The organism is Streptomyces mesophilus (genome assembly GCF_040300965.1).
GTDB classification, from domain to species: domain Bacteria; phylum Actinomycetota; class Actinomycetes; order Streptomycetales; family Streptomycetaceae; genus Streptomyces; species Streptomyces mesophilus_A.
Map to the genome: position 1 here is coordinate 1 of NZ_JBEPEW010000050.1, position 21,621 is coordinate 21,621.

Annotated in this window: 17 protein-coding genes; 10 read left to right on the forward strand and 7 right to left on the reverse strand. The window is 69.9% G+C overall.

Annotation, left to right across the window (positions count from 1 at the left end):
* Positions 1-288, reverse strand: a 288-nt coding sequence (locus ABT367_RS19170) for a protein phosphatase (protein ID WP_352254272.1), incomplete at its 3' end; no start/stop codon positions are given.
* A 100-nt stretch (positions 289-388) separates the two neighbouring features.
* On the opposite strand from ABT367_RS19170, the gene ABT367_RS19175 reads away from it, so the two are divergent.
* Positions 389-1,327: a MerR family transcriptional regulator gene (locus tag ABT367_RS19175; protein ID WP_352254273.1), complete on the forward strand. Its 939-nt coding sequence runs from the start codon at positions 389-391 to the stop codon at positions 1,325-1,327.
* A 109-nt stretch (positions 1,328-1,436) separates the two neighbouring features.
* Here the strand turns inward: ABT367_RS19175 and ABT367_RS19180 are convergent, their stop codons facing one another.
* Positions 1,437-4,079, reverse strand: coding sequence for a D-alanyl-D-alanine carboxypeptidase (locus tag ABT367_RS19180; RefSeq protein ID WP_352254274.1), 2,643 nt, complete (start codon positions 4,077-4,079; stop codon positions 1,437-1,439).
* Positions 4,080-4,340: 261 nt separating this feature from the next.
* Between ABT367_RS19180 and ABT367_RS19185 the strand changes: the two genes are divergently transcribed.
* The 3 genes from ABT367_RS19185 (at position 4,341) to ABT367_RS19195 (ending at position 6,749) form a co-directional block, all read left to right on the forward strand.
* The gene (locus tag ABT367_RS19185; protein WP_352254275.1) at positions 4,341-5,099 is read left to right on the forward strand and encodes a GOLPH3/VPS74 family protein; all 759 of its coding nucleotides are present in this window, start codon (positions 4,341-4,343) and stop codon (positions 5,097-5,099) included.
* A 307-nt stretch (positions 5,100-5,406) separates the two neighbouring features.
* Positions 5,407-6,264, forward strand: coding sequence for a helix-turn-helix domain-containing protein (locus ABT367_RS19190; protein ID WP_352254276.1), 858 nt, complete (start codon positions 5,407-5,409; stop codon positions 6,262-6,264).
* Between the two features lie 275 nt (positions 6,265-6,539).
* Positions 6,540-6,749, forward strand: coding sequence for a DUF397 domain-containing protein (locus ABT367_RS19195; RefSeq protein ID WP_165334870.1), 210 nt, complete (start codon positions 6,540-6,542; stop codon positions 6,747-6,749).
* A 121-nt stretch (positions 6,750-6,870) separates the two neighbouring features.
* Here ABT367_RS19195 and ABT367_RS19200 read toward each other — a convergent pair whose 3' ends face one another.
* Positions 6,871-7,713 (reverse strand): hypothetical protein, encoded by an 843-nt coding sequence (locus ABT367_RS19200; protein WP_352254277.1) that lies wholly within the window; start codon positions 7,711-7,713, stop codon positions 6,871-6,873.
* 83 nt (positions 7,714-7,796) lie between these two features.
* On the opposite strand from ABT367_RS19200, the gene ABT367_RS19205 reads away from it, so the two are divergent.
* The 3 genes from ABT367_RS19205 (at position 7,797) to ABT367_RS19215 (ending at position 11,134) form a co-directional block, all read left to right on the forward strand.
* Positions 7,797-8,579, forward strand: coding sequence for an SDR family oxidoreductase (locus ABT367_RS19205; protein ID WP_352254278.1), 783 nt, complete (start codon positions 7,797-7,799; stop codon positions 8,577-8,579).
* A gap of 227 nt (positions 8,580-8,806) precedes the next feature.
* The gene (locus tag ABT367_RS19210) at positions 8,807-10,429 is read left to right on the forward strand and encodes a sodium:solute symporter family protein (RefSeq protein WP_352254279.1); all 1,623 of its coding nucleotides are present in this window, start codon (positions 8,807-8,809) and stop codon (positions 10,427-10,429) included.
* Between the two features lie 132 nt (positions 10,430-10,561).
* Positions 10,562-11,134 carry a hypothetical protein gene (locus tag ABT367_RS19215; protein ID WP_352254280.1) on the forward strand — a complete coding sequence of 191 codons (573 nt, stop codon included), beginning with the start codon at positions 10,562-10,564 and terminating at the stop codon, positions 11,132-11,134.
* A gap of 22 nt (positions 11,135-11,156) precedes the next feature.
* Here ABT367_RS19215 and ABT367_RS19220 read toward each other — a convergent pair whose 3' ends face one another.
* The gene (locus ABT367_RS19220; protein ID WP_352254281.1) at positions 11,157-12,269 is read right to left on the reverse strand and encodes an ADP-ribosylglycohydrolase family protein; all 1,113 of its coding nucleotides are present in this window, start codon (positions 12,267-12,269) and stop codon (positions 11,157-11,159) included.
* A gap of 149 nt (positions 12,270-12,418) precedes the next feature.
* Here ABT367_RS19220 and ABT367_RS19225 point away from each other — a divergent pair, with 149 nt between their 5' ends.
* Entirely contained in the window at positions 12,419-13,471 is a 1,053-nt protein-coding gene (locus tag ABT367_RS19225; RefSeq protein ID WP_352254282.1) for a tyrosine-protein phosphatase, read from the forward strand.
* A 55-nt stretch (positions 13,472-13,526) separates the two neighbouring features.
* Here ABT367_RS19225 and ABT367_RS19230 read toward each other — a convergent pair whose 3' ends face one another.
* Together ABT367_RS19230 and ABT367_RS19235 are read right to left on the reverse strand one after the other, a co-directional pair.
* The gene (locus ABT367_RS19230) at positions 13,527-15,494 is read right to left on the reverse strand and encodes a LamG domain-containing protein (protein WP_352254283.1); all 1,968 of its coding nucleotides are present in this window, start codon (positions 15,492-15,494) and stop codon (positions 13,527-13,529) included.
* A 280-nt stretch (positions 15,495-15,774) separates the two neighbouring features.
* Positions 15,775-16,662, reverse strand: a complete 888-nt coding sequence (locus tag ABT367_RS19235) for a LysR family transcriptional regulator (RefSeq protein WP_352254284.1) — start codon at positions 16,660-16,662, stop codon at positions 15,775-15,777.
* Between the two features lie 91 nt (positions 16,663-16,753).
* Here ABT367_RS19235 and ABT367_RS19240 point away from each other — a divergent pair, with 91 nt between their 5' ends.
* Positions 16,754-17,314, forward strand: a complete 561-nt coding sequence (locus ABT367_RS19240; protein WP_352254285.1) for a nuclear transport factor 2 family protein — start codon at positions 16,754-16,756, stop codon at positions 17,312-17,314.
* Between the two features lie 94 nt (positions 17,315-17,408).
* Positions 17,409-18,797: a serine hydrolase domain-containing protein gene (locus ABT367_RS19245; protein WP_352254286.1), complete on the forward strand. Its 1,389-nt coding sequence runs from the start codon at positions 17,409-17,411 to the stop codon at positions 18,795-18,797.
* 169 nt (positions 18,798-18,966) lie between these two features.
* Here the strand turns inward: ABT367_RS19245 and ABT367_RS19250 are convergent, their stop codons facing one another.
* Positions 18,967-21,561, reverse strand: coding sequence for a bifunctional FO biosynthesis protein CofGH (locus tag ABT367_RS19250; protein WP_352254287.1), 2,595 nt, complete (start codon positions 21,559-21,561; stop codon positions 18,967-18,969).
* Positions 21,562-21,621 lie beyond the last annotated feature (60 nt).

The window sequence follows — 21,621 nt, forward strand, 5'->3', positions numbered from 1 at the left end:
CCCGGTCCGCCCCCGGCCACCGCCGCAGGCGAGCTCGACGCGTTCGCCGGCGGCGCGCTCCCATGCCGTACGGAGCTTCGCGGCCGCGTCCGCGGCGGGCAGCCAGAAGTCCGGCCACTTCAACCAGCCGTGCTCCCAGGCGACTTGGGGCGGCTGCTTGCCCAGCAGATAGAGCCCGTACGTGGGCTCGAGCCCGTCAGGCATCGGATGACGCAGCCCCCGGCCGCGGATCAGTCGCCCCGAGGGCAGGGCCAGCACTCCGGGCGTACCCGGCTCCCAAGCTTCCATGACGCCAACGCTAAGGGCTGCCGCTTGACCTTGTCCCTGGGGCAAAGCCCAGGGTCGTGGTCACCGGGAGAAAGCACTCCCGGTCACGGAGGATGGTGCCATGACGGACCTGATGGATCCGGCGGGCCCGGCGGACCGCGACGGTGGTGGCGGCCGCGACGGTGGCCGTGACGGTGACGGTGGCCGCGACGGTGGCGGTGACGAGGAATGGCTGACGATCGGTGCGTTCGCGTCCCGCTCGCGCCTGTCGGCGAAGGCCCTGCGCCTTTACGACCGGTTGGGCCTGCTCGCCCCCGCCCGGGTCGACGACCTCAGCGGGTACCGCTACTACCGGCCCGCGCAGGTGGAGCGGGCACGGCTCGTGGCGCTGCTGCGGCAGCTCGACATGCCGCTCGCGACGGTCAAGGAGATCCTCGCGCTCGACGAGGCCCGTGCGGCGGACGCCGTCCAGGCGTACTGGACGGACGTCGAGGAGCGCTTCGCCGCCCAGCGGACGCTGGTGCACTTCCTCCGTGGACGGCTTTCAGGGAGGAGTTCCGAGATGTACGAGAAGTTCGAGATCCGCACGGTGGAGGTGCCGGAACAGACGGTGCTCGGCGAGAGCCGGCATGTCCTCGCAGCCGAACTGCCCGCGTTCATCGGGGAGTCGCTGGGGCGCCTGGAGAAGGCAGCGCGGGAGTGCGGCGGCACCACGGCCGCGCCGTTCGTCGCGTATCACGCCGAGGTCACCCAGGAGAGCGACGGTCCGGTGGAGAGCTGCGTCCCGGTCGCGGACGCGGCGGCCGCGCAGTCCTGGGCCGGGCGGCAGAGTCCGGCGGTGACGGCGCGCGTCGAGCCGGCCCGGCGCCTCGCGTACACGCGGATCACCAAGGCGCAGGTGGTGTACCCGCAGATCATCGCCGCGTACGAGGCGGTGGAGCACTGGATCGCGCAGCAGGGCCTGACGGTCGACGGGCCGTGCCGCGAGGTCTACTTCGCGGACTGGGACGGCCTGGGCCCGGACGACGAGGCGTGCGACATCGCGTATCCCGTCCGGTAAGCGAGAAGCGCGTATCCCGTCCGGTAAGCGAGAAGGGGGACCATTCGTCCTGCGGCGCGCCCGAATTGCCGGGTCGCACAGCACGAATGGTCCCCCTTCTCGGGGTGCGTCAGAGAATCCGCGTCAGCTTCGCGCCGAAGCCGGGCTCCTCCAGATCCGACTGGAGGGCGACCGGGACGGTGACCGCCGCACCCTTGCCGTCGCCGACCGTGAGGACGCCGACCTGGGTGCCGGCCTTCGCCGTGTTCGGGATCTTCTTGCCCTTGTCCTCGGCGAAGGCGAGCTTGACCGTGAGTCCGGGCCAGCCGACGGCCTTGACGTCCTTGGTCGCCACGACCGGGGTCGTCCCGCCGAAGCCGTCGTCCACCTGTCCGACGACATCGCCCTTCTTGACGACCGTCTTCGAGATCAGCGCGGCCTCGGCAGCCTCCATCAGCTTGCGGCTGTTGGCGTTCACCTCATCGATGTTCGCCCCCGTGTGCTTGGCGAACTGCGCGAGCGCCGCGCCGATCACGATCTGCTCCTTGCCGTCGACCGTCTTCCTCGAGGAGAAGAGCAGATTGCCGCCGGCCGCCGTGGTGGTGCCCGTCTTGATGCCGACGGCGACGGTCGGGACCAGGCTGTTGAAGTTGTACCAAGTCGTACCGTCACGGCCGTTGCTCGTGTCTCCCCGGCCGTTGGCCGGCTTGTACGAGGGCTGTCCGACGATCTCCTTGAACACCGGGATCTCCATCGCGGCCCGGCCCAGCTTCACCAGGTCCTCGGCGGTCGACACGGTCGTCTTGTCGAGACCTGAGGCGTCGGTGAACGTGGTGTTCTTCATGCCGAGGTCCTTGGCGGCGTCGTTCATCTTCTGCACGAACGCCTTCTCGTCGCCGTTCGAGTCCCAGCGAGCGAGCAACTTTGCGACGTTGTTCGCGGACGGCAACATCAGGGACTGGATGGCCTCGTACTCGGAGAGCTTCTCGCCCTCCTTGACGTCGACCACGGACTCCTTCTCGGCCTGCCCGGAGACCCAGTGCTCCTCGGCCTTCTTGTCGACGGGGATGGTCACGCCCTTGCCGTCACCCTTGATCGGGTGCTCCTTCAGGATCACGTACGCCGTCATGACCTTGGCGATCGACGCGATCGGCACCGGCTTCTGCTCGCCGGACGTACCGAAGGAGCCGATGCCCTCGACATCGAGAGCGGCCTGACCCTGGTCCGGCCACGGGATCTGCGGCTTGTCCCCCTCGAACGAGACCGTCTCCTGCGCGGTGAGGCTCAACTTGGGGGTGGGCAGCGGGCGTACGGCCTGTGCGACCGCAAAGACCACCGCGAGCAGAAGGACCAGCGGGGTCCAGATCTTGATCCGCCGGCCGACCGTGCGCATCGGGGTCTCCGGCGGCGGCGGACGGTTGGTCAGCTCGGCGAGCAGGTCGAGCGGCGCCTTGGGCGGCAGCGGCTGCTGCGCGGTCCGCTCGGGACCGGCGTTCACGGCGGAGGGCGCGCTCGCGACGGCGGGCTGCTCGGGCGCGGCTGCGGGCTCGGGCTCCGGCGCCCGGGTCGGATCGGCCTTGGGCGCGGCGGGCTGCTCGGGCGCGCGGGCGGGCTCGTCGAGCGGCTTCAGCGCGATGAACTTGCTGGTGCGCTCGGCGGGGGATTCGGGCCGGACACCCTTGCCGGGCCCGGCGTCCGTCCCGGCCTCGGGCTTGGCGTCCGTCTTGGCGTCGGGTTCCGCGTCCGTCTTGGCGTCGGCGGGCTCGGACTTCGCGTCCGCCGGCTCCGACGCGGGCTGCGCGTCCGCCGGGGCGGACTTGGCGTCGGCGGATGCGTCGCTCTTGGCGTCCGGCTCGGCGTCCGGCCGTACGGTCCGGAACATCGCCGTCGGCTGGTCGACCGGCGGCGGCAGGGTCTTGAACACGGCGGTGGCCTGGTCGAGGGGCGGCTCGGCCTCCGCACCCGAGTCCTCGACGTCGGCGTCGCGCTTGCCGTCCGCGGTGGCGGCTTCCGGCTCGGCGTCGGTGCCGGGGTCCGCATCGGCCACGGGCTCGGGGGCGGCTGCGGGCTCGGACACAGGCTCGAGCACAGCTTCGGGCTCGGCATCGGTGTCGACGGCGGCTTCCGGCTCGGGCTCGGTCCGGGCATCGGCTTCCGGCTCGGCCTCGTCCTGCTCAGCCCCGGCTACGTCGCCGCCCTCACCCTCGGCCTCGGCGCCTTCGGAGGCCTCCGCCGCGTCGCCCTCTCCCGCGGACTCCGCGGATTCCGCGGATTCCGTGGGCTCCGCGGACTCCCCGGCCACCCAAGCCGCCACAGCAGCCCGCAGCCGCGCGTCCTCCGCGCCACCGCCGGCCTCGTCGCCGGTCGCGTCGCCGGACTCGCCGCCCTCGGCGTCACCCGGCACGTCCTGACCGCCCTCGGCGTCGCCGGACGACTCCTGGCCGCCCTCGGCCGCGGCCGTACCGCCCTCAGGCTCGGGCGCACGCTCCGGCTCACCCTCGGCGCGAACCTCGGCCTCAGGCTCCCGCTCCGGCTCCGCCCCGGCATCCCCCAGCCGCAGCCCCGCCGTGGAGAACACCGCGGTCGCCTGGTCGGTCCGCGGTTCGCCCTCCCGGGACTCGGTCCGCGGCTCGCGCTCCCCGGACTCGGTCCGCGGTTCGCTCTCCCGGGACACGGCAAGGCGCGGATCCACCGCACGTTCCCCCGACGCGGCCGAACCGTTCACGTCCGAAGAATTCCGCTGCTGCGCCCTGTCCGGGGTCTCGCCCGCCACCGATGTCTCCCTTAGCTCCGACCTGAACGACCCGTACAGCCTGATGGGTCCGTACGACTCAACGCTTCGCATGCCCGTCAGGGCCCCCCGCCGTCCGGACCCCGGTGTCCGAACCATGTACCAGTGTCCTGTCTGCGGGGTTGGCCCCCTGGCTAGACGAGAACGACATACCTACTGGTTCCCGTACAAAGCCCCCACGCACTCTCGACAGATGAATGTGAGAGGGGTCACCCTGTCATTCATCCACGCGGGGAGGCATGGATGGGCAGGAGCCGCAGAACTATTCCGGAGGAGCTTCTGCTGCTCGCTCTGGACCCGGCCACGGGTACCACAGCGCAGCCGCAGTCGCTCGACCTAGGTCTCGCCGGAGCACAGCTAGTAGAGCTGGCGCTGGCCGGACGGATAGCCCCAGACGGGGATCGTATCGCCGTGGTGTCCCCACGGCCGACCGGAGATCCGACACTGGATTGCGCACTGGAGTTGCTGCGAAGGCGTGGCGCTCCGGTCCGTGCGGTCCACTGGATCGGCGGGCCCCGACTGGGGCTGCGCCAGACGTATCTCTCGCATCTCGAACGGTGCGGCATGGTGCATGCCGTGGCGGGACAGATGTGCGGGGTGCTGCCGACGACGCGCTACCAAGCGACCGAGACGGCGATCAGCCGGGAGATCAGGGCCCGACTGGATTCGGCGATCCGCACCGGCGTACCGCCGGACCCGCGGACCGCGGCGCTTGCCGCACTGGCCCACGCGGTCGGACTCGGCAAGCACCTGTATCCGGGGAACGAGGGGCGTTCATCGCGCTCCCGGCTCCGCGACCTGATCAGGCACGACCCGATGGGCGGCCTCGTGGCACACGCCGTGATGGACGTCCAGAACGGGGTGGCGGCGCAACCTCGCCGCTCTCCGGCACCGGGCCGGCCACAGCAACAACAGCAGCCGCAGATCAGGTCCACCACCGACGGAGGACGCCTGCCGTCACAGCCGCGCCGCGGTTCCATGGCGCGCGTCGTGGCGCACTAGTTTCCTCCGCACCACGCGTCACCGTCAGCACCACCCGCACCACCGCCGCACCGTAGTCCCCAAGACCCGGTTCGGGAGCCGCAGTCGATCGCGCGGGGTGGTGGCCGAGATCCGTCGGCCACCACCCCGCGCGGTCGTGTTTGGCCTGGTTGCGGCGGGGTCCGGGGGCTTTGAGATGGTCCATTTCCCAGCGCGGGACGCCCTGTTGGTGGCAATCTGCTGAACAAGCAGATACGGAGCGGATATACGCACGATCGGAGCGGGTATCCGTTCGAACAGACCGCTTGCCGGAGAGGTGGCACATTCCGTGGCGTCCAACGTCAATCCCACAGTCAGGCGACGCCGCTTGGGCCAGGAGCTGCGCCGGCTGCGCGAGCTCAAGGGCATGACGGCCGAGGAGGTCGCCGAGCGCCTGCTCGTCTCGCAGTCGAAGATCTCGCGGCTGGAGAACGGCCGCCGTTCCATCTCCCAGCGCGACGTCCGCGACCTGTGCGGGGTCTACGAGGTGGAGGACCACCGGATCGTCGACTCGCTGATGCAGATGGCCAAGGACAGCCGCCAGCAGGGCTGGTGGCATGCGTTCGGCGACATCCCGTACTCCGTGTACATCGGGCTCGAGACGGACGCGGCCTCGCTCAGGGTGTACGACCCCCAGGTGGTGCCCGGTCTGCTGCAGACCCGCGGATACGCGGAGGCGCTGATCACCGGGGCGCTGCCGGAGACCCCGCAGGGCGACATCGACAAGCGCGTCCAGGTGCGCGTGCGCCGCCAGGAGCGGATCCACGCCACGGAGAACCCGCTGCGGCTGTGGACCGTGCTCGACGAGGCGGCCCTGAGGCGGCTCGTGGGCAACAAGCAGGTCATGATCGAGCAGCTGGAACATCTCGTGGAAATGTCCCATCTGCCGCATGTCACCGTGCAGGTGATCCCTTTCGACATGGGCGCACATCCGGGTGTGAACGGGCAGTACGCCATTCTGGAATTCCCGGACACGGCCGATTCCAGCGTGGTCTACATCGAGGGCGTCACCAGTGATCTTTACCTGGAGAAGGCGAATGACGTCCACAAATACAGCGTGATGTACGAACATCTCCGGGCACAGGCGCTGAACGTGGAACAGACCCGGCAATTCATCACAGAGATCGCCAAGGAGTACGCCCGCTAGGCACGCCGGACACCGTACGTCCCTTGGCGCACAAGGGTCCCGGAGCGCATGAAATCGGCCACCACGGGAAGGCGACGGCAAGGTACACCCTCGCCACGTCGGCCGTGAAGAGTCGAATGGAATATGCCATCCGGTCGAGTGAATGGCCGCGTCATATACCGATGTTGGCGAGTAGCGTCGATCACGTCGAGGACTTGGTCCCGGCAACGACCGTCACCGGCCCCAGGGGCCTGGGACGGTGACACAGCACTCATCAACAGCAAAGCGGAGCGAAAATGGCAATCCAGCAAGGCGCCACGAATGCGTGGACCAAGTCTTCGTATTCCACCGGAAACGGCGCGTGCGTCGAGGTCAGGTCCCCCGCCCTGCGCGAAGTCGCGGTGCGTGACTCCAAGGTCACCGAGGGACCCGCCATCGCGTTCGGGCCCGACACCTGGACGGCGTTCGTCGGCCAGGTCAGCCGAGGGGCCTTCGACCTCGGTTGAGCACAGGTGCGAGGAACAACAACTGCACACGTACCACCGAAGAGCCCTCTCGACTGGCCCGCCGTCCTAGCCGAGGGGGCTCGGCTTTTCCCTCTCCCACAGCTGCCCCATGCGGACCGCCTCAGTCCCGCAACTGATCCACGTACGTGTCCGTCCCCGGCACCGTCGGGATGAACGGGGCCACCAACTCCACCCGTCCGAGCCCCGATTCGGCCACCTCCTCGTCACGCCGCGCGAAGTGCCCCTCCCAGCGCTCACGGGGATCCGTACCGAGGAACCACAGCAGGGTCAGCCGGGTGTCGACCCCCTCGACCTGCTTCACGTACGTCATCCTGTCGCCGGGCAGAGGCGTCGGCCGGAAGATGACCACCATCGAGGCGGGCGAGTCCATGAGCTTCCTGGGCAGATGCTTCGAGCGCAGCCACTCGAGCAACTCGGCCCGCTGCTCGGGCCCTTCGGCATCGATCACCTCGACGACCAGCCCCTGGTACGGGTGGTCGAGCGCGTGGTAGTCGCGCGGTCCCGCGGCGCCGTCGCGGTAGACGGTCGCCTCGTGGTCCTGGAACGCCGTGAAGACATGCGTACGGTCCTGGTAGACGCGGCCGTCGCGGTTGAGGCGCTTGTTGATGCCGACGGTCCACTTCATGTGGTCGTCGTAGCGGCCTTCGGTGACCCAGTACGTGGAGATGTAGCAGCCGGCCGTGACGGGCTGGGCGACGGCCGACTTCTCGGGGTAGCGCAGGAGTTGCAGATCGCGGGTCGCCACCCAGCGCTTGCCCGCGTACATCCAGGGCATCGCCATCGCGCCGGCGTAGTAGTGGTCGTCCTCGTACCAGCGGTTGTACGCGAACTCATGGCCCGGATGCGGCTCCACCATCGTGATCAGCGCATGCCCGGGGCGCACTCCGTACGGGCCGACCGAGGCCAGCTCCGCATAGGTCTCGCTGCGGGTCTCTTCACCCATGACGTTCCCCTTCCTTCCTCCGCTGGACGGCCCTACTCTGACGCCCCGTCAGGGAATAGACCAGAGTCGCGTCGGAGGTAGCCGTGCTGCTCCAGGGCAAGACCGTGATCGTCTCCGGGGTCGGCGCCGGGCTCGGACAACAGGTGGCCGCCGCCGTGGTGCGCGACGGGGGCAACGCCGTGCTCGGGGCGCGCACCGAGGCCAACCTCGCGAAGTCGGCGGCCGAGATCGACCCCGACGGCAAGCGCACCGCGTACAAGGCGACGGACATCACCGACGAGCGGCAGTGCGAGGCCCTCGCCGCGCTCGCGGTGGAGAAGTTCGGACGGCTGGACGCCGTGATCCATGTGGCCGCCTGGGACAGCTACTTCGGCGGCCTCCAGGACGCGGACTTCGAGACATGGACGGGCGTCATCAACACCAATCTGCTCGGCACGCTGCGGATGACACGCGCCTGCCTGCCGGCGCTCAAGGAGCGCGGCGGCTCGGTGGTCATCGTCGGCACACAGTCGGCCATCGCCTCGCCCACCCAGGTCAAGCAGGCGGCGTACGCGGCCTCCAAGGGCGCACTGACCTCGACGATGTACTCGCTCGCCCGGGAGATCGGCCCTGACCGGATCCGGGTCAACACGGTGCTCCCCGGCTGGATGTGGGGGCCGCCCGTCGAGGCGTGGGTGCAGTTCACCGCCGATACGGAGGGTGCGCCCGAGGACGAGGTCAAGAAGCGGCTCACATCGCGGATGGCGCTGCCCGATCTCGCGACGGACGGGGATGTCGCGGACGCATGCGTGTTCTTCGCCTCGGACCGGGCTCGCGCGATCACCGGCCAGCAACTCCTGGTGAACGCAGGGGAGATCATGCGCTAGCGGTCCTCATCCTCGCAGGTCGTAGGCGGTACGGGAGTCGACTCCCGTACCGCCTACGTGCGTTCTGAGACCTCCCCAGGAAGGTCATGTACGTGAACGCAGATCCTCAACTGGAACGATTTTACTGTCCCTTGACCTTCCATCCAGTTGTCGGGGCACCTCGCGCGAACCCACCATGAGCGGGCTGCGGCTACCGACTGACCCGACGGACCCCTGGAGGGGGACATATGAACAGCCTCGACTGGGTCGTACTCGGTGCCTACTTCTTCGTGATGGTGGGCATCGGACTCTGGTCGAAGAAGCGCGTCGAGAACATCGCCGACTTCTTCACCGCCCGTGGCCGCATCCCGTGGTGGCTGTCCGGGATCTCGCACCACATGTCCGGCTACAGCGCGATCATGTTCGTGACCTTCGCGGCCGTCGCGTACAACGACGGTGTCACCGTCTACTTCTGGTGGCCGCTGACCATCGGACTCGGCGTCGGCATCGGCTCGTTCCTCTTCGCTCCCCGCTGGAACCGGCTGCGCGCCAAGCACGGCGTCAACTCCCCGCTCGCGTATCTCGCGGTCCGCTACAACCTGCCCACGCAGCAGGTGCTCGCGTACTCCGGAGCGCTGCTCAAGGTCGTCGACATCGCCGCCAAGTGGGTCGCGATCGCCGTACTGCTCCAGGGCTTCGCGGACATCCCGCTCGGCTGGGGCATCGCGATCACCGGTGTCTGCACGATGTTCTACATGGCCTTCGGCGGTCTGTGGGCCGATGTCCTCACCGACTTCGGCCAGTTCATCATCCAGGCGGTCGCCGGCTTCGCGATGCTCTTCGCGGTCCTCGCCCACCTCGGCGGCTTCACCTCGCTGTTCACCTTCTGGGGCGATCTGCCCGAGGGCCACTCCGACCCGGTCAACGGCTCCGTCACCACCGGTCTGGTCATCGCGTTCCTGGTCGTCAAGACCTTCGAATACAACGGCGGCATGTGGAACCTGGCCCAGCGCTACATGGCCGCGCCCAGCGGTTCGCGGGCCAAGAGGTCGGCGCTCCTGTCGAGTGCGCTGTGGATCGTCTGGCCGTTCATCCTCTTCGTACCGATGATCGCCGCGCCGCTGATCGTGCCCGGTCTCGAAGGCGGCGAAGGCGCGTACATCGCGCTCGCCAAGGAGCTGCTTCCGACCGGCATCATCGGTCTCGTCCTCGCCGGCTTCTTCTCCCACACGATGGCGATGGTCGCGTCCGACTCCAACGTCATCACCGCGGTCATCACCCGTGACCTCGCGCCGGTGATCGTGAAGAAGGTCCGCTACTTCACGCAGGCCCAGCAGCTGCTCTTCGCCCGGATCACCACGGTCGCCTTCGTCACGGTCTCCATGTCGATCGCGCTGACCGCGGATCCGAAGGGCTTCATCCTGACGGTCGTGGTCTCCATCGTCGCGGCCACGATGGGCCCGATCTCGATCCCGCTGATGCTCGGTCTGCTGCCCTGGTTCAAGCGCACCGGGCCGACGGCGGCGCTGGTGTCGTGGGCGGGCGGTCTGGCCGTATGGGCCTGGCTGTACTGGGGAGTCGAGGACGCGAGCCAGACGGTCACCGTCTCCAGCCCGCTGGTCACCTCGCTCGTCCTGTACGTGGTGATCGGCCTGATCAAGCCGGAGGGCAGCCCGGAGCGTGCGGCGATCGTGGACTCCCTGGACGACGACCCGAGCGACGCGGAACGCGAGGAGCTGGAGCGGAAGTTCCTCGCCGACCCGGTCCTGATCCCGGGCCAGTCCACGGTGTCGCCAGCCTCGGCGGGCTCTTCGGCCTCCTCATCCTCTCCTTCCTCCTCCTCTTCCGACCGGTCGGGGACGCCGAGCTAGTCCTGTCGCCTTGTCCGCGGCGCGCCGCTCGTGGGGATCTCCCGCGGGCGGCGCGTTGCGTTGCATCGCGGGCCGTCGGATGGCAGTCATGGAGCCGCAACCCACTCCCCCGCACAACAAGGTGGCCCCCGCATGTCCAGACGCTCCCCCGTCCTGCGCACCCTCCTCGCCGGCTGCTCGGCCGCGCTCGCCCTGACGGCGCTGCCCGGGCAGGCGCAGGCCGCTCCCGGCGACGACGCGGACCTGATCCGGCGCTTCGAGCAGCTGCTCTGCCCGCCCGAGGAGGAGCTCGCGAGCAAGCCGGTCGGCACGGAACGGCTCAAGGCCCTCGACTCCTGGCAGTCGATGCAGCCGTACGACTGGAAGGGCGGGATCTCCGCATACAGGGAGACCCGCAACAGGCTCTGGCCGCAGAACGGAGGCGACCTCAACGAGTCGAACCGCGCCGTGATCTGCGCCGACCCCGTGGCCTTCGGGGAGGCCGTGCGCAACGGCATCCTCGACCGGAAGGGCGACCTCAAGGACGGCTGCGCCACCTCGGAGGGAGTGCAGCGTTTCTGGGAGTACAAGGCGGTGGCGCTGGGGGCCGTCGAGGACGAGGACTGGGCCGCTCTCGACAAGCTGATGCCGAACTGGGGTGACCCGGTCGAGTTCATCAGGTCCTACCACCTGACGCCGTGCACGGAGCTGGTCGGGCGGATGTGACCCCCGCTGCTGTTGAACCTCTTCAGCCGCGCGGGTAACGCGCCAGCCAGCCCGGTGAGGAGGTGCCCGGTCCGTGCAGTGCCGCGGACTGGGTCATCTCCATCGCGAAGTCGTCGGAGAGCTCCAACAGCGTGGCGCGGCCCTCGAGTTCGGTAAGCCAGGACGGGGGCAGCGCCGTCTCGCCGTGCATCGCGCCGAGCAGGGCGCCGGTCAGGGCGGCCACCGCGGACGAGTCGCCGCCGTGGTTGACGGCCAGACGCAGGCCGTGGCGGATGTCCTCGCAGACCAGGGAGCAGTAGACGGCCGCGCCGAGCGAGGCCTCCGCCGTACGGCCCGCCGCGAGGGCGTCCACCCGGCCGGGGCTGGGCATCCCCTGCCGTACCGCACCCAGCGCCTGTTGCAGCGCGTCCGTGACCGGCTGGTGCCCGGGCCGGGCGGCGAGCAGCGCGAGGGTGCGCTGGACGGCGGCGTCCAAGGAGTCCCCCCGGGCGAGCGCGTGGACCAGGACGGCGAAGGCCCCGGCGCTCAGATACGCGGTGGGGTGGCCGTGCGTCTGGGCCGCGCACTCGACGGCCAGCTGCAGGACCAGTTGGGGCTCCCACCCGACGAGCAGCCCGAACGGCGCGGAGCGGGTCGCCGCCGAAGGACCGCGCTCCGTAGGGTTCTTGGGCTCCTGGAGCGTGCCGAGCCGTTCGTCACCGAAGCCCAGGAGCAGCGATCGGTCCGGATCCCGGCGCGCGTACAGCCACTCCTCGCGCGCGAGCCAGCCGTCGTCCTTGCGCCGCTCGTCGGGTCCCCATTCGTGCTGGGTGACCGCCCAGCGACGGTACGCACGGTGCAGATCGGTCGGCGGATGCCAGGCGCCGGTGTCCCGGCGTACATGCGCCCGTATCAGCCCGTCCACGGTGAACAGCGTCAGCTGCGTCGCCGCCGTGACAGCGCCCCTTCGCCCGTACGCGGAGGCCAGATCCGCCAGACCGTCCACTCCGTGCGCCGTGCGCACCTGGTCGAGGGCGAGCGCGGAGACGGGAGCTCCGAGGGCGTCGCCGAGCGCGGCCCCGAGCAGCGTGCCGCGCACCCGGCTGCGGAAGTCCTGCTGCTCGACGCGCCCCCACACGGCAGTCACGGCACTCACCGCTGCTCTCCCCTCCCTCACCGTCCGCAGCACTGTAATCGAACGGCCGGTTTCCGATCAGGCCCCGGACCGATGGGGATTCTCACCCTTCAACCCCCTTCCGACCGGCGTTCACCAGCCGTTTCCGCGGGGCCCGCAGCATCCGCGGCATGAAGATCTCCTCCGTGCTCTCCGCCGCCGTCGTCCTGACCCTCACCGGCCTGACGGCGGCCCCCGCCGCCACCGCCCACGACCACAGCCCCCGCCGCGCCTCGATCCCCTTCACACAGGCCACCGTCACGGCCGCCGAGGACGGCTCGTACGTCATCGAGTGGAAGGCTCCGGGTGTACGGCAGGTCGCCGTCGAGGCGAACGGGCGCACCGTCGCGCGCGGCGGCTCCTCGGGCAAGGTCACGGTGCGCGGCCTGCCCGCGGCCGACCGCCAGTGGTTCACCCTCGACGCGGACCGGGGCCGCTCCCTGCGCCTGGCCGACCGGCTGATCTCCTTGGACGGAACGGTCAACTTCCGTGACGCGGGCGGCTATCGCACCGGGGACGGCCGCTGGGTCAAGATGGGTGAGATCTATCGCTCGGACTCGCTGGAGAAGCTCACAGACGCGGATCTCGCGAAGCTGCGGCGCCTGGGCATACGCGTGGACTACGACCTGCGCATGGAATCCGAGCGCACGGCGGCCCCGGACCGCGTACCGGCCGGCACACGATATGTCGTCGCGGACGTCCTGGCCGGTTCGGACGCGTTCGTCTCCATGCCGAAGACGGAGACCGAGGCGGTCGCGATGATGGTGGACGGCGAGAAGTACATGGTCAGCGGCGACACCGCGAAGACCGCCTACCGCACGGTCTTCGACGGTCTTGTCGAGGGAGACGGCGCCCTCTTCCACTGCACGGCCGGCAAGGACCGCACAGGCTGGGCGGGCGCGGCCCTCCTGACGGCCCTGGGCGTACCCCGCGACACGGTCATGTCCGACTACCTCGCCTCGAACGACTACCGCGCGGAAGCGAACGCGGCGGCGCTGGACCACATGACGCCGGAACAGGCCAAGGTCTACAAGCCGTTGCTCGATGTGCGGGCCGAGTATCTGAACGCCGGGTTCGACGAGGTCTCGGCGGAGTTCGGGTCGTTCCGGGCGTATGAGAAGAAGGGGTTGGGCTTGAGCCCGGCGGAACTGCGGGATCTGAAGCGGGAGTTGCTGGTGGGCTGATCCCTCACATGGGGGGACCGCCCTCTAACACGGGCAGTCCCCCCACGCGGAGGAACTATTGGTTGAACTCGGTCCCCCAGCGCAGCGATCCGATCCAGCGCTCGTCGACGGCACCGGCGAACGCCCGCACCTCGTCAACGGCTCCGTGCAGATGCTCGCCCCAGCCATCAGCCGCCTTCGCCCGGCCGATCTGAAGGCCTCCGGCGCTCGTCCAGAGCTTCGGAAGCTGTGCCCGGGCGCCCGCGTCTCGGTCCCCATCGAGGTAGAGCGTGATCTGGTCGGCGGCATCGTCGTAGACGACCGTCACCTCTCGTCCCTGTCCCCTGCCGCCATCCGCTGCCGCGTACTGGATGGCCACCGTCTCTTCCACTCCTGCGCGCGTCAGGACGAGCTGCCACTGCTGGACGGCCGGGTCGTACCGCACCCTGAAGCCGTTTCCGTTCTCACCGCCCTGTGACAGCACCGTCATGGGACGCTCCGGCGCCGTGTCGGCCAGACGCACCACGGCGCTGATGGTGAAACTGTCGTCGGTGTCAACGGCCGGGAGCTCCGTGGCCGCGTAGCCCGATGTCCCGTCCAGTTCGAGATACCCCTGATCTTCGAGCGGCTCCCCGGACGGCAGGCAGAAGGGATCGTCCGGTGGGCAGGCCTCGATGTGCACGATCGAGCCGCCCTCACCAAGCTTCAGCGCCTCACCTCCATGCAGTTCAGGGCTGCGCCCGTCCGACGCGGACTCCAGCTGCCAGTGGCCTCGCTCGGCAAAGGAGCGGTAGGCGAACTCGGCGACCTCCGTGGCGACGACGACCCTGTCGTGCACCCGTACATGCGCGATCTCGCCCTGCCAACGGTCGCGGTAGCCCTCCTTGCCGCGGGCTCGGCCGATCTGGAAGTTCCCGGCCGTGGCGGCGGCTTCGGCCTGCTGCCCGTCGCCCACCGGCCTGCCGTTCACATACAGCTGGGCAAGACCGGTCCCGGCGTCGTACAGGCCGAGTACATGCGCCCACTCACCGGTCTCCGGTGCACCGCCGGTGAGCCGGGCGCCACCGAAGTCGAAGGACCAGACGGGCGCTTCGGTCGTCGTCCGCAGTCCCAGCGTGAACGCCCTGCCCTCCCCGGCGTCCTGGGAGGCCACAGTCATGGCGCGGTCGGTACGCCCGGGCCGCACCCAGGCGCTCACGGCGAAGGTCTTGGCGGAGTCGACGACCTGAGCGTCCGGGGTGATGAAGCCGTGGCCGCTGCCGTCGAGGGTCGCGGTGGACTCGAGGTCCGTGCCCCGGGGCGCGGGTGCGCCGAAGGTGACTCCGCTGCCGACGCGGGCTTCGGGGCCGCTGAGGGCCGTCGCGCGGCGCGCACCCGGCTCGTCCGCGAGATTCCACCGGGCTGTCGGCGTCCGGCCCTCGCTCACCAGGAAGCGGTACGTGTTCGGAAGGCTGCCCCGGCCGGCCCTGTCCACCGACCTGACGCTCAGGGTCTTCGGCCCGGCGGACAACGGCAGGTACTTCAACGAGGCAGGGCCGCCCAGTTGATCGGCCGGCACATTCTTGTACGAGCCGTCGGAGAACTCATAGATATACGAGACGACATCATCGGACGGCGAGTCCGCGGTGAACGTCCCATAGACGCCCACGCCGTCCGTCCACACGTCGTTGTCGGGGTACTGCTCCGAGCGCACCACCGGCTTCTCGGGGCTCTTGTCGTCGTACACGAACTCGCAGGCAGCACCGGAGCCTTCATCACTCCACGGCGAGACCGCCTGTCCGTCATTCGCCCGGACATGCCAGGACACCACGGCCTGCGCGGGCACATCCTCGGGCATCTGCCAACTGAGCCCGCTCCCGGGCGTGGTGGCGTAGGTGGTCATGCTCCGGCGCTGTTCCACCCCCTCGGCATCCAGCCACCAGGCTTCGAACTCAGCTGCCACACGGGCCGATTCGTCCTCGTCATAGACCTTCGCGGTGAGCCGCGGCGGTTCACCGACATAGACGCGTGCGTCCCCTGCGGCACAGGCCTTCGTCCCGGTCACCAGATCAGCGATGGCCGGCTGTGCCGGCGGCTGATTCTCCGCCGCAACCGCCGCACCCGGCGCCCCCAGCACCGTGGCCAGAGCCAGGCACCCCACAACCAAGCTGGATCTGGACAGACTTGTCCCCTTCACCAACACCCCTCCCCTTGTGCGGACCCGCTCCTCAGGCGAGTGCGTGGAGATTAACAGCAGTCACTGACACGCCAGTTCACATTTCCTTCACCAGCAGCACGCCATGGCCACCACCCGGCGGGCGCCGGTAGATCCAGGGCGCCCACCCTCACGCCACCACCCGCCCCGCCACCCCCGCGAACGCCCTGACCCGGGACGATTCCGTGCCCGTGGGCCACACCAGCCCCCACCTCACCGGTTCCGCGCCTTCCACCGGGACGTAGGCGACGTCGGGGCGGGTGAAGTAGCGGCGGGTGTGGGCGCCGACGAGGGCTGTGCCCGTTCCCGCGCCCACCAGGGTGAGGAGTTCGTTCAAGGTGGCGGCTGTGGGGCCGAGTTCGATGGGGGTGCCCGCGGGGGTGCGGGGCGGGGACAGGTCGGCGCGCAAGGAGGGCGGCAGGGACGTGGGGTGCTGGAGGAGGGTGACGCGGGAGAGGTCCTCGGCCGGGACGGAATCGCGGCGGGTGAACGGGTGGTCCGCCGGGACCGCGAGCATGCGGGCCTCCGTCACCAGGGCCGGGCCCGCGACCAGGCCCTCCTCGTCCATCGGATGGCGGGTGAGCGCCAGGTCGGCCTCGCCCGCGGCCAGCCACGGCGCGACGTCCGTGAGCTGGGCCTCGCGGATGCGGATCTCGCAGTCCGGGTGCTGTGCGCGGAAGGCCTGGGCGATGCCCACCACGAGTTGACCCGCCGCGGGACCCACGAAGGCGACGGTGAGGACGCCGGTCAGGCCGCGGCCCGCCGCGACGGCCCGTTCGACGGAAGCGGTGATCTGTTCCCAGGCGGGTCGCACGGAGGCCGCCAACTCCGCACCCACCGGAGTGAGTCGGACACGGCGGCTGGTGCGGTCGAAGAGGCGGACTCCGATACGGCGTTCCAGTTTGGCGATCGTCTGGCTGACGCGGGCCGTGGAGACGTGCAGCCGCTCGGCCGTGCGGCCGAAGTGCAGTTCCTCGGCGAGCGTGAGGAAGGCCTCCAGTTCGTGCCGTTCCAGCATGACCGCCCCCTTTCGGCATCGTTGAGCCTCGCTTAACGATCGTTGCACAGACGCTCATTGATGGGCCGGGCGGCCCTCAGCAGGATCAGTGGTGGCTGAGAACACCGGAGCCACCGCCTCGCCTGCGAAGGAGCACCTCGCCATGTTCGTCACCACCGCCGCCGCCCTCACCGCCCCGGCGCACGACGCCGCCGCCGTCGTCACCGAGCTGCGGGACCGCGCCGAGATCCTCGACGCGCTCTACCGGTTCGGGCTCGGGCAGGACCTCAAGGACAAGGACCTGTTCGCCTCGGCCTTCGCCGCGGACGCCGAACTCGACTTCCGCCCGGCCGCCGCGAAGTGGGGCGCCGCGCCGCCGGTGATGGCCGGGCGGGACACCATCGTGACCACCATCCTCGGGATGTTCACCGGCCGCGTGGACACCACCCACCAGATCACCAACCCGAGGATCACGATCGACGGCGACACGGCCCGGCTCACCGCCCTGGTCGAGGCCCAGCACCTGCTGACCGCGGACCACTCCACGTATGCGCTTCTGAAGAACCCGTACGACGTGGAGCTCGTACGGGAGGACGGCGGACGCTGGGTGATCCGGCGGCTCACCATCCACAACACCTGGTACACGGGCGAGCCGACGGCCGTCTTCGGCTGAGGCCGCCCCGTGACCGGCCGGCCCGGTCATGCCACGCTGGTTCTCTCTCAGGACCGGACAGTGACAGCGACTGCGACCGCGGGGAAGTGTTCACGTGCCATACGACATAGCCAAGTTGCAGCAGGAACTGATCGAGTACGTCGCCACCCGCGCGGAGGAGTTCAAGATCCCCGGAGCCGCGGTCGGACTCCTCGTCGACGGGCAGGAGGTGCATGCCTCGTACGGGGTGACGAGCATCGAGCACCCGCGGCCCGTCGACGAGAGGACGCTCTTCGCGCTCGCCTCGACCTCGAAGCCGTTCACCGCGACCGCCATGATGCGCCTGGTCGCACAGGGAAAGGTCGAACTCACCGCCCCCGTACGGCGTTACGTGCCCGAGCTGCGGCTCGTCGACGAGGAGCAGGCCGCGGGGATCACCGTGCTGCAGCTCCTGAACCACACGGCCGGGCTCGACTGGGGGATCATCAACACCGGCGAGAGCGACGATCTGCTCTTCCTGCCCGGATACGTGGCGAAGATGGCCGAGCTGCCGCTGATCGGCAAGCCCGGCGAGCGGGCCTCGTACAGCCAGGCCGGATACAACCTCCTCGGGCTGATCGTCGAGCGCGCGACCGGGCAGGGCTTCGAGCAGGCCATGCGGGCGCTGGTCTTCGAGCCGCTCGCTCTGCGCGACACCGTGTACGGGCTCGACGAGGTGCTGATCCGCAAGTCCGCCGTCGGCCACAACCGGGACGAGGACGGTGTCCAGCATCCGGCCACCCCTTGGAAGGCCTTCCGCGAGGGCGACCGGGCCAACAATCCCGGCGGCGGGCTCGTGTCCACGGTGAGCGATGTGCTGCGCTGGTCGCGCTTCCATCTCAGCGATGGCAAGGGCCTGTTGACACGCGAGGAACTCGGGCGGATGCGGGAGCAGACCATCGCGGTACGGGCCAGTTCGATGGGTGACGGGATCGGGATCGGCTGGTATCTGCGCACCGTCGGCGGTGTGCTCACGGCGGGGCACGGCGGTTCGGGCAACGGCCAGTTCGCCGAGCATCTGCTCGTCCCGGAGCGGAACTTCGCGGTGGCGGCCCTCGCGAACGGCGGCCCCGACGGCTACACCTTCGGGCAGCAGGTCTCGTCATGGGCGCTCGAGCACGTGCTGGGGCTCGCCGAACCGCCGCGCCAGGTGCTGCCGTACGAGGATGCGCCGGCACGGCAGTTGGCGGGCCGGTACGCGAACGACGTGATGAACGTCGACATCGTCGCGGACGGCACCCGGCTCACCCTGGCCGTCGAGATCAAGCCGGAGATCCGCGCCGCTTCCGGGGACGAGATGCCACCGGACCTGGCGGCGGCCGAGATCGGTCTGCTCGCCGGCCGCGAGGACGAGTACCGCGTCACCGACGGCGCGCTCGCGGGCCAGCTCGGCTACTTCTCGCGGGACGCGGACGGCAGGGTGACGGGGGTGGATCTGGCGGGGCGGATCTACGCGCGGACATGAGAGCGGACCTGGGAGCGGACCTCAGGGCGGACCTCAGGGCGGAGGAGGCCGAGGGGCGCCGGCATCCCGGCAGACCGGCGCCCCGCTTCGTCAGCCCTCAGCCCACAGCCCTCAAACCCTCAGCCCACAGCCCTCAGCCCTCAACACCCCTCACCCCTCCGACAAGCCCTCACCCCTCCAACACCGGCAACAACTCCGGCAGATGCCCATCCGAAGCCTCCGCCGCCCTCACCCGCTCCTCCGGCACCTCCCCGTACAGCGTCGTACGGGGACGGGCCGGGCGGCCCGCCTCGGAGGCGATGGCGATCAGGTCCTTGACCGAGCGGTACGAGCCGTAGGAGGAGCCGGCCATGCGCGAGATGGTCTCCTCCATCAGCGTGCCGCCCAGGTCGTTGGCCCCCGAGCGCAGCATCTCCGCCGCGCCCTCGGTGCCGAGCTTGACCCAGCTGGTCTGGATGTTGGGGATGTGCGGGTGCAGGAGCAGCCGGGCCATCGCCGTCACGGCGCGGTTGTCGCGGTCCGTCGGGCCCGGGCGTGCGATGCCCGCCAGGTACACCGGCGCGTTGGTGTGGATGAACGGCAGGGTGACGAACTCCGTGAAACCGCCGGTCTCCTGCTGGATGGAGGCGAGTGTGCGCAGGTGCCCCAGCCAGTGACGGGGCTGGTCCACATGCCCGTACATCATCGTGGACGAGGAGCGGATGCCCAGCTCATGGGCGGTCTTGATGACCTCGATCCAGGTGGCCGCGGGCAGCTTGCCCTTGGTGAGGACCCAGCGGACCTCGTCGTCGAGGATCTCGGCTGCCGTGCCCGGGATGGAGTCGAGACCGGCTTCGCGGGCCGCGGTCAGCCACTCCCGTATCGAAAGCCCGGTGCGGGTCGCGCCGTTGACGACCTCCATCGGCGAGAAGGCGTGGACGTGCATCCCCGGCACGCGCTTCTTCACGGCGCGCGCGATGTCGAAGTAGGCCGTGCCCGGCAGGTCCGGGTGGATCCCGCCCTGCATGCAGACCTCGACCGCGCCCACGTCCCAGGCCTGGGCCGCGCGGTCGGCGACCTGGTCCAGGGAGAGCGTGTACGCGTCGGCGTCCGTGCGGCGCTGGGCGAAGGCGCAGAAGCGGCAGCCGGTGTAGCAGACATTGGTGAAGTTGATGTTGCGCGTGACGATGTACGTGACGTCCTCGCCGACCACCGACTTGCGGACGTCGTCCGCGATCCGGGTGAGCGCGTCGAGCGCGGGGCCGTCCGCGTGCAGCAGCACCAGCGCCTCGGAGTCCGTCAGGCGCGTCGGGTCGTCGGCGGCGACCGCGAGCGCCGCCCGCACATCCCCGTCGATACGGGACGGCACCATCCCGGGCGCCGCCGCCTCCCTGAGCGCCTCCCAGTCGCCGTACACCTCGTCGAAGTCCTCGCGCCGGTCGCCGGTGCGGCCCTCGGTGTCGATCGTGGTGTGCAGATCGGTGCGCCCCGCCGAGGTGAACCCCTCGTCGGGCTCCTGCCAGGGCAGGCCCACGACCGGCGCGTCCGGCACCGCGAGCCCGGTCGCCGGGTCGCTCAGCGCCCGTACGTGCGGAAGCACCCTCGGGTCCAGCCACGGCTCGCCCCGGGTCACGAACTCCGGGTACACACACAGGCGTTCACGCAGCTCGAAGCCCGCCTCGGCCGAGCGCGCCGTCAGCTCGTCCAGCTGCGGCCAGGGCTTCTCCGGGTTCACATGGTCGATCGTGACCGGCGAGACCCCGCCCCAGTCGTCGATGCCCGCGCCGATCAGCCGCTCGTACTCCCCCGCGATCAGATTCGGCGGCGCCTGCAGATTGCCCGAGGGGCCCATGATGTGGCGTGCGACGGCGACGGTCGCGACCAGCTCGTCCAGCTCCGCGTCCGGCATCCCGCGCATCGCCGTGTCCGGCTTGGCGCGGAAGTTCTGGATGATCAGCTCCTGGATGCCGTGGTACGCCCTCGCCACGCGCCGCAGCGCGAACAGCGACTCCGCGCGCTCCTCGTACGTCTCCCCGATCCCGATGAGCAGCCCGCTGGTGAACGGCACCGAGGACCTGCCCGCGTCCTCCAACACCCGCAGCCGTACGGCCGGTTCCTTGTCGGGCGACCCGTAGTGCGGCATCCCCGGCTCGGACCACAGCCGGGTCGCGGTCGTCTCCAGCATCATGCCCATGGAGGGCGCGACCGGCTTGAGCCGCTGGAAGTCGGTCCAGGTCATGACCCCGGGGTTGAGGTGCGGCAGCAGACCCGTCTCCTCCAGGATCCGGATCGAGATGGCCCGTACGTACGCGATGGTGTCGTCATAGCCGTGCGCGTCGAGCCATTCGCGCGCCTCGGGCCAGCGGTCCTCCGGCTTGTCGCCGAGGGTGATCAGGGCTTCCTTGCAGCCCAGTTCGGCCCCGCGCCGGGCGACGTCCAGGACTTCGTCCGGGGACATGAACATCCCGTGGCCGTCCCGGCGCAGCTTGCCGGGCACGGTCACGAAGGTGCAGTAGTGGCATTTGTCCCGGCACAGGCGGGTGAGCGGGATGAACACGCTCTTCGAGTACGTGATGACCCCGGGCCGTCCCGCGGCCTCGAGCCCCGCGTCCCGCACCCGCGCGGCGGAGGCCGTGAGATCGGCCAGATCCTCGCCGCGCGCCTGCAACAGCACGGCCGCCTCGGTGACGTCGAGCGCCACACCGTCGCGCGCACGCCTGAGCGCGCGGCGCATCGCATTCGCCGTGGGGCCTGCGGACTCGTCTGCCGGCTGCTGATCAGTCATGGTTCGAGCATACGAGCGTACGCCGACAACGGGTCGAGAGCCGTTGATCACAGTCCGCTT

Bases quoted from the DNA above. Each gene is read 5' to 3' on its own strand.
- ABT367_RS19175 (WP_352254273.1), top strand. From the start codon at position 389: ATGACGGACCTGATGGATCCGGCGGGCCCGGCGGACCGCGACGGTGGT.
- ABT367_RS19185 (WP_352254275.1), top strand. From the start codon at position 4,341: ATGGGCAGGAGCCGCAGAACTATTCCGGAGGAGCTTCTGCTGCTCGCT.
- ABT367_RS19195 (WP_165334870.1), top strand. From the start codon at position 6,540: ATGGCAATCCAGCAAGGCGCCACGAATGCGTGGACCAAGTCTTCGTAT.
- ABT367_RS19200 (WP_352254277.1), bottom strand. From the start codon at position 7,713: ATGGGTGAAGAGACCCGCAGCGAGACCTATGCGGAGCTGGCCTCGGTC.
- ABT367_RS19210 (WP_352254279.1), top strand. From the start codon at position 8,807: ATGAACAGCCTCGACTGGGTCGTACTCGGTGCCTACTTCTTCGTGATG.
- ABT367_RS19215 (WP_352254280.1), top strand. From the start codon at position 10,562: ATGTCCAGACGCTCCCCCGTCCTGCGCACCCTCCTCGCCGGCTGCTCG.
- ABT367_RS19225 (WP_352254282.1), top strand. From the start codon at position 12,419: ATGAAGATCTCCTCCGTGCTCTCCGCCGCCGTCGTCCTGACCCTCACC.
- ABT367_RS19235 (WP_352254284.1), bottom strand. From the start codon at position 16,662: ATGCTGGAACGGCACGAACTGGAGGCCTTCCTCACGCTCGCCGAGGAA.
- ABT367_RS19250 (WP_352254287.1), bottom strand. From the start codon at position 21,561: ATGACTGATCAGCAGCCGGCAGACGAGTCCGCAGGCCCCACGGCGAAT.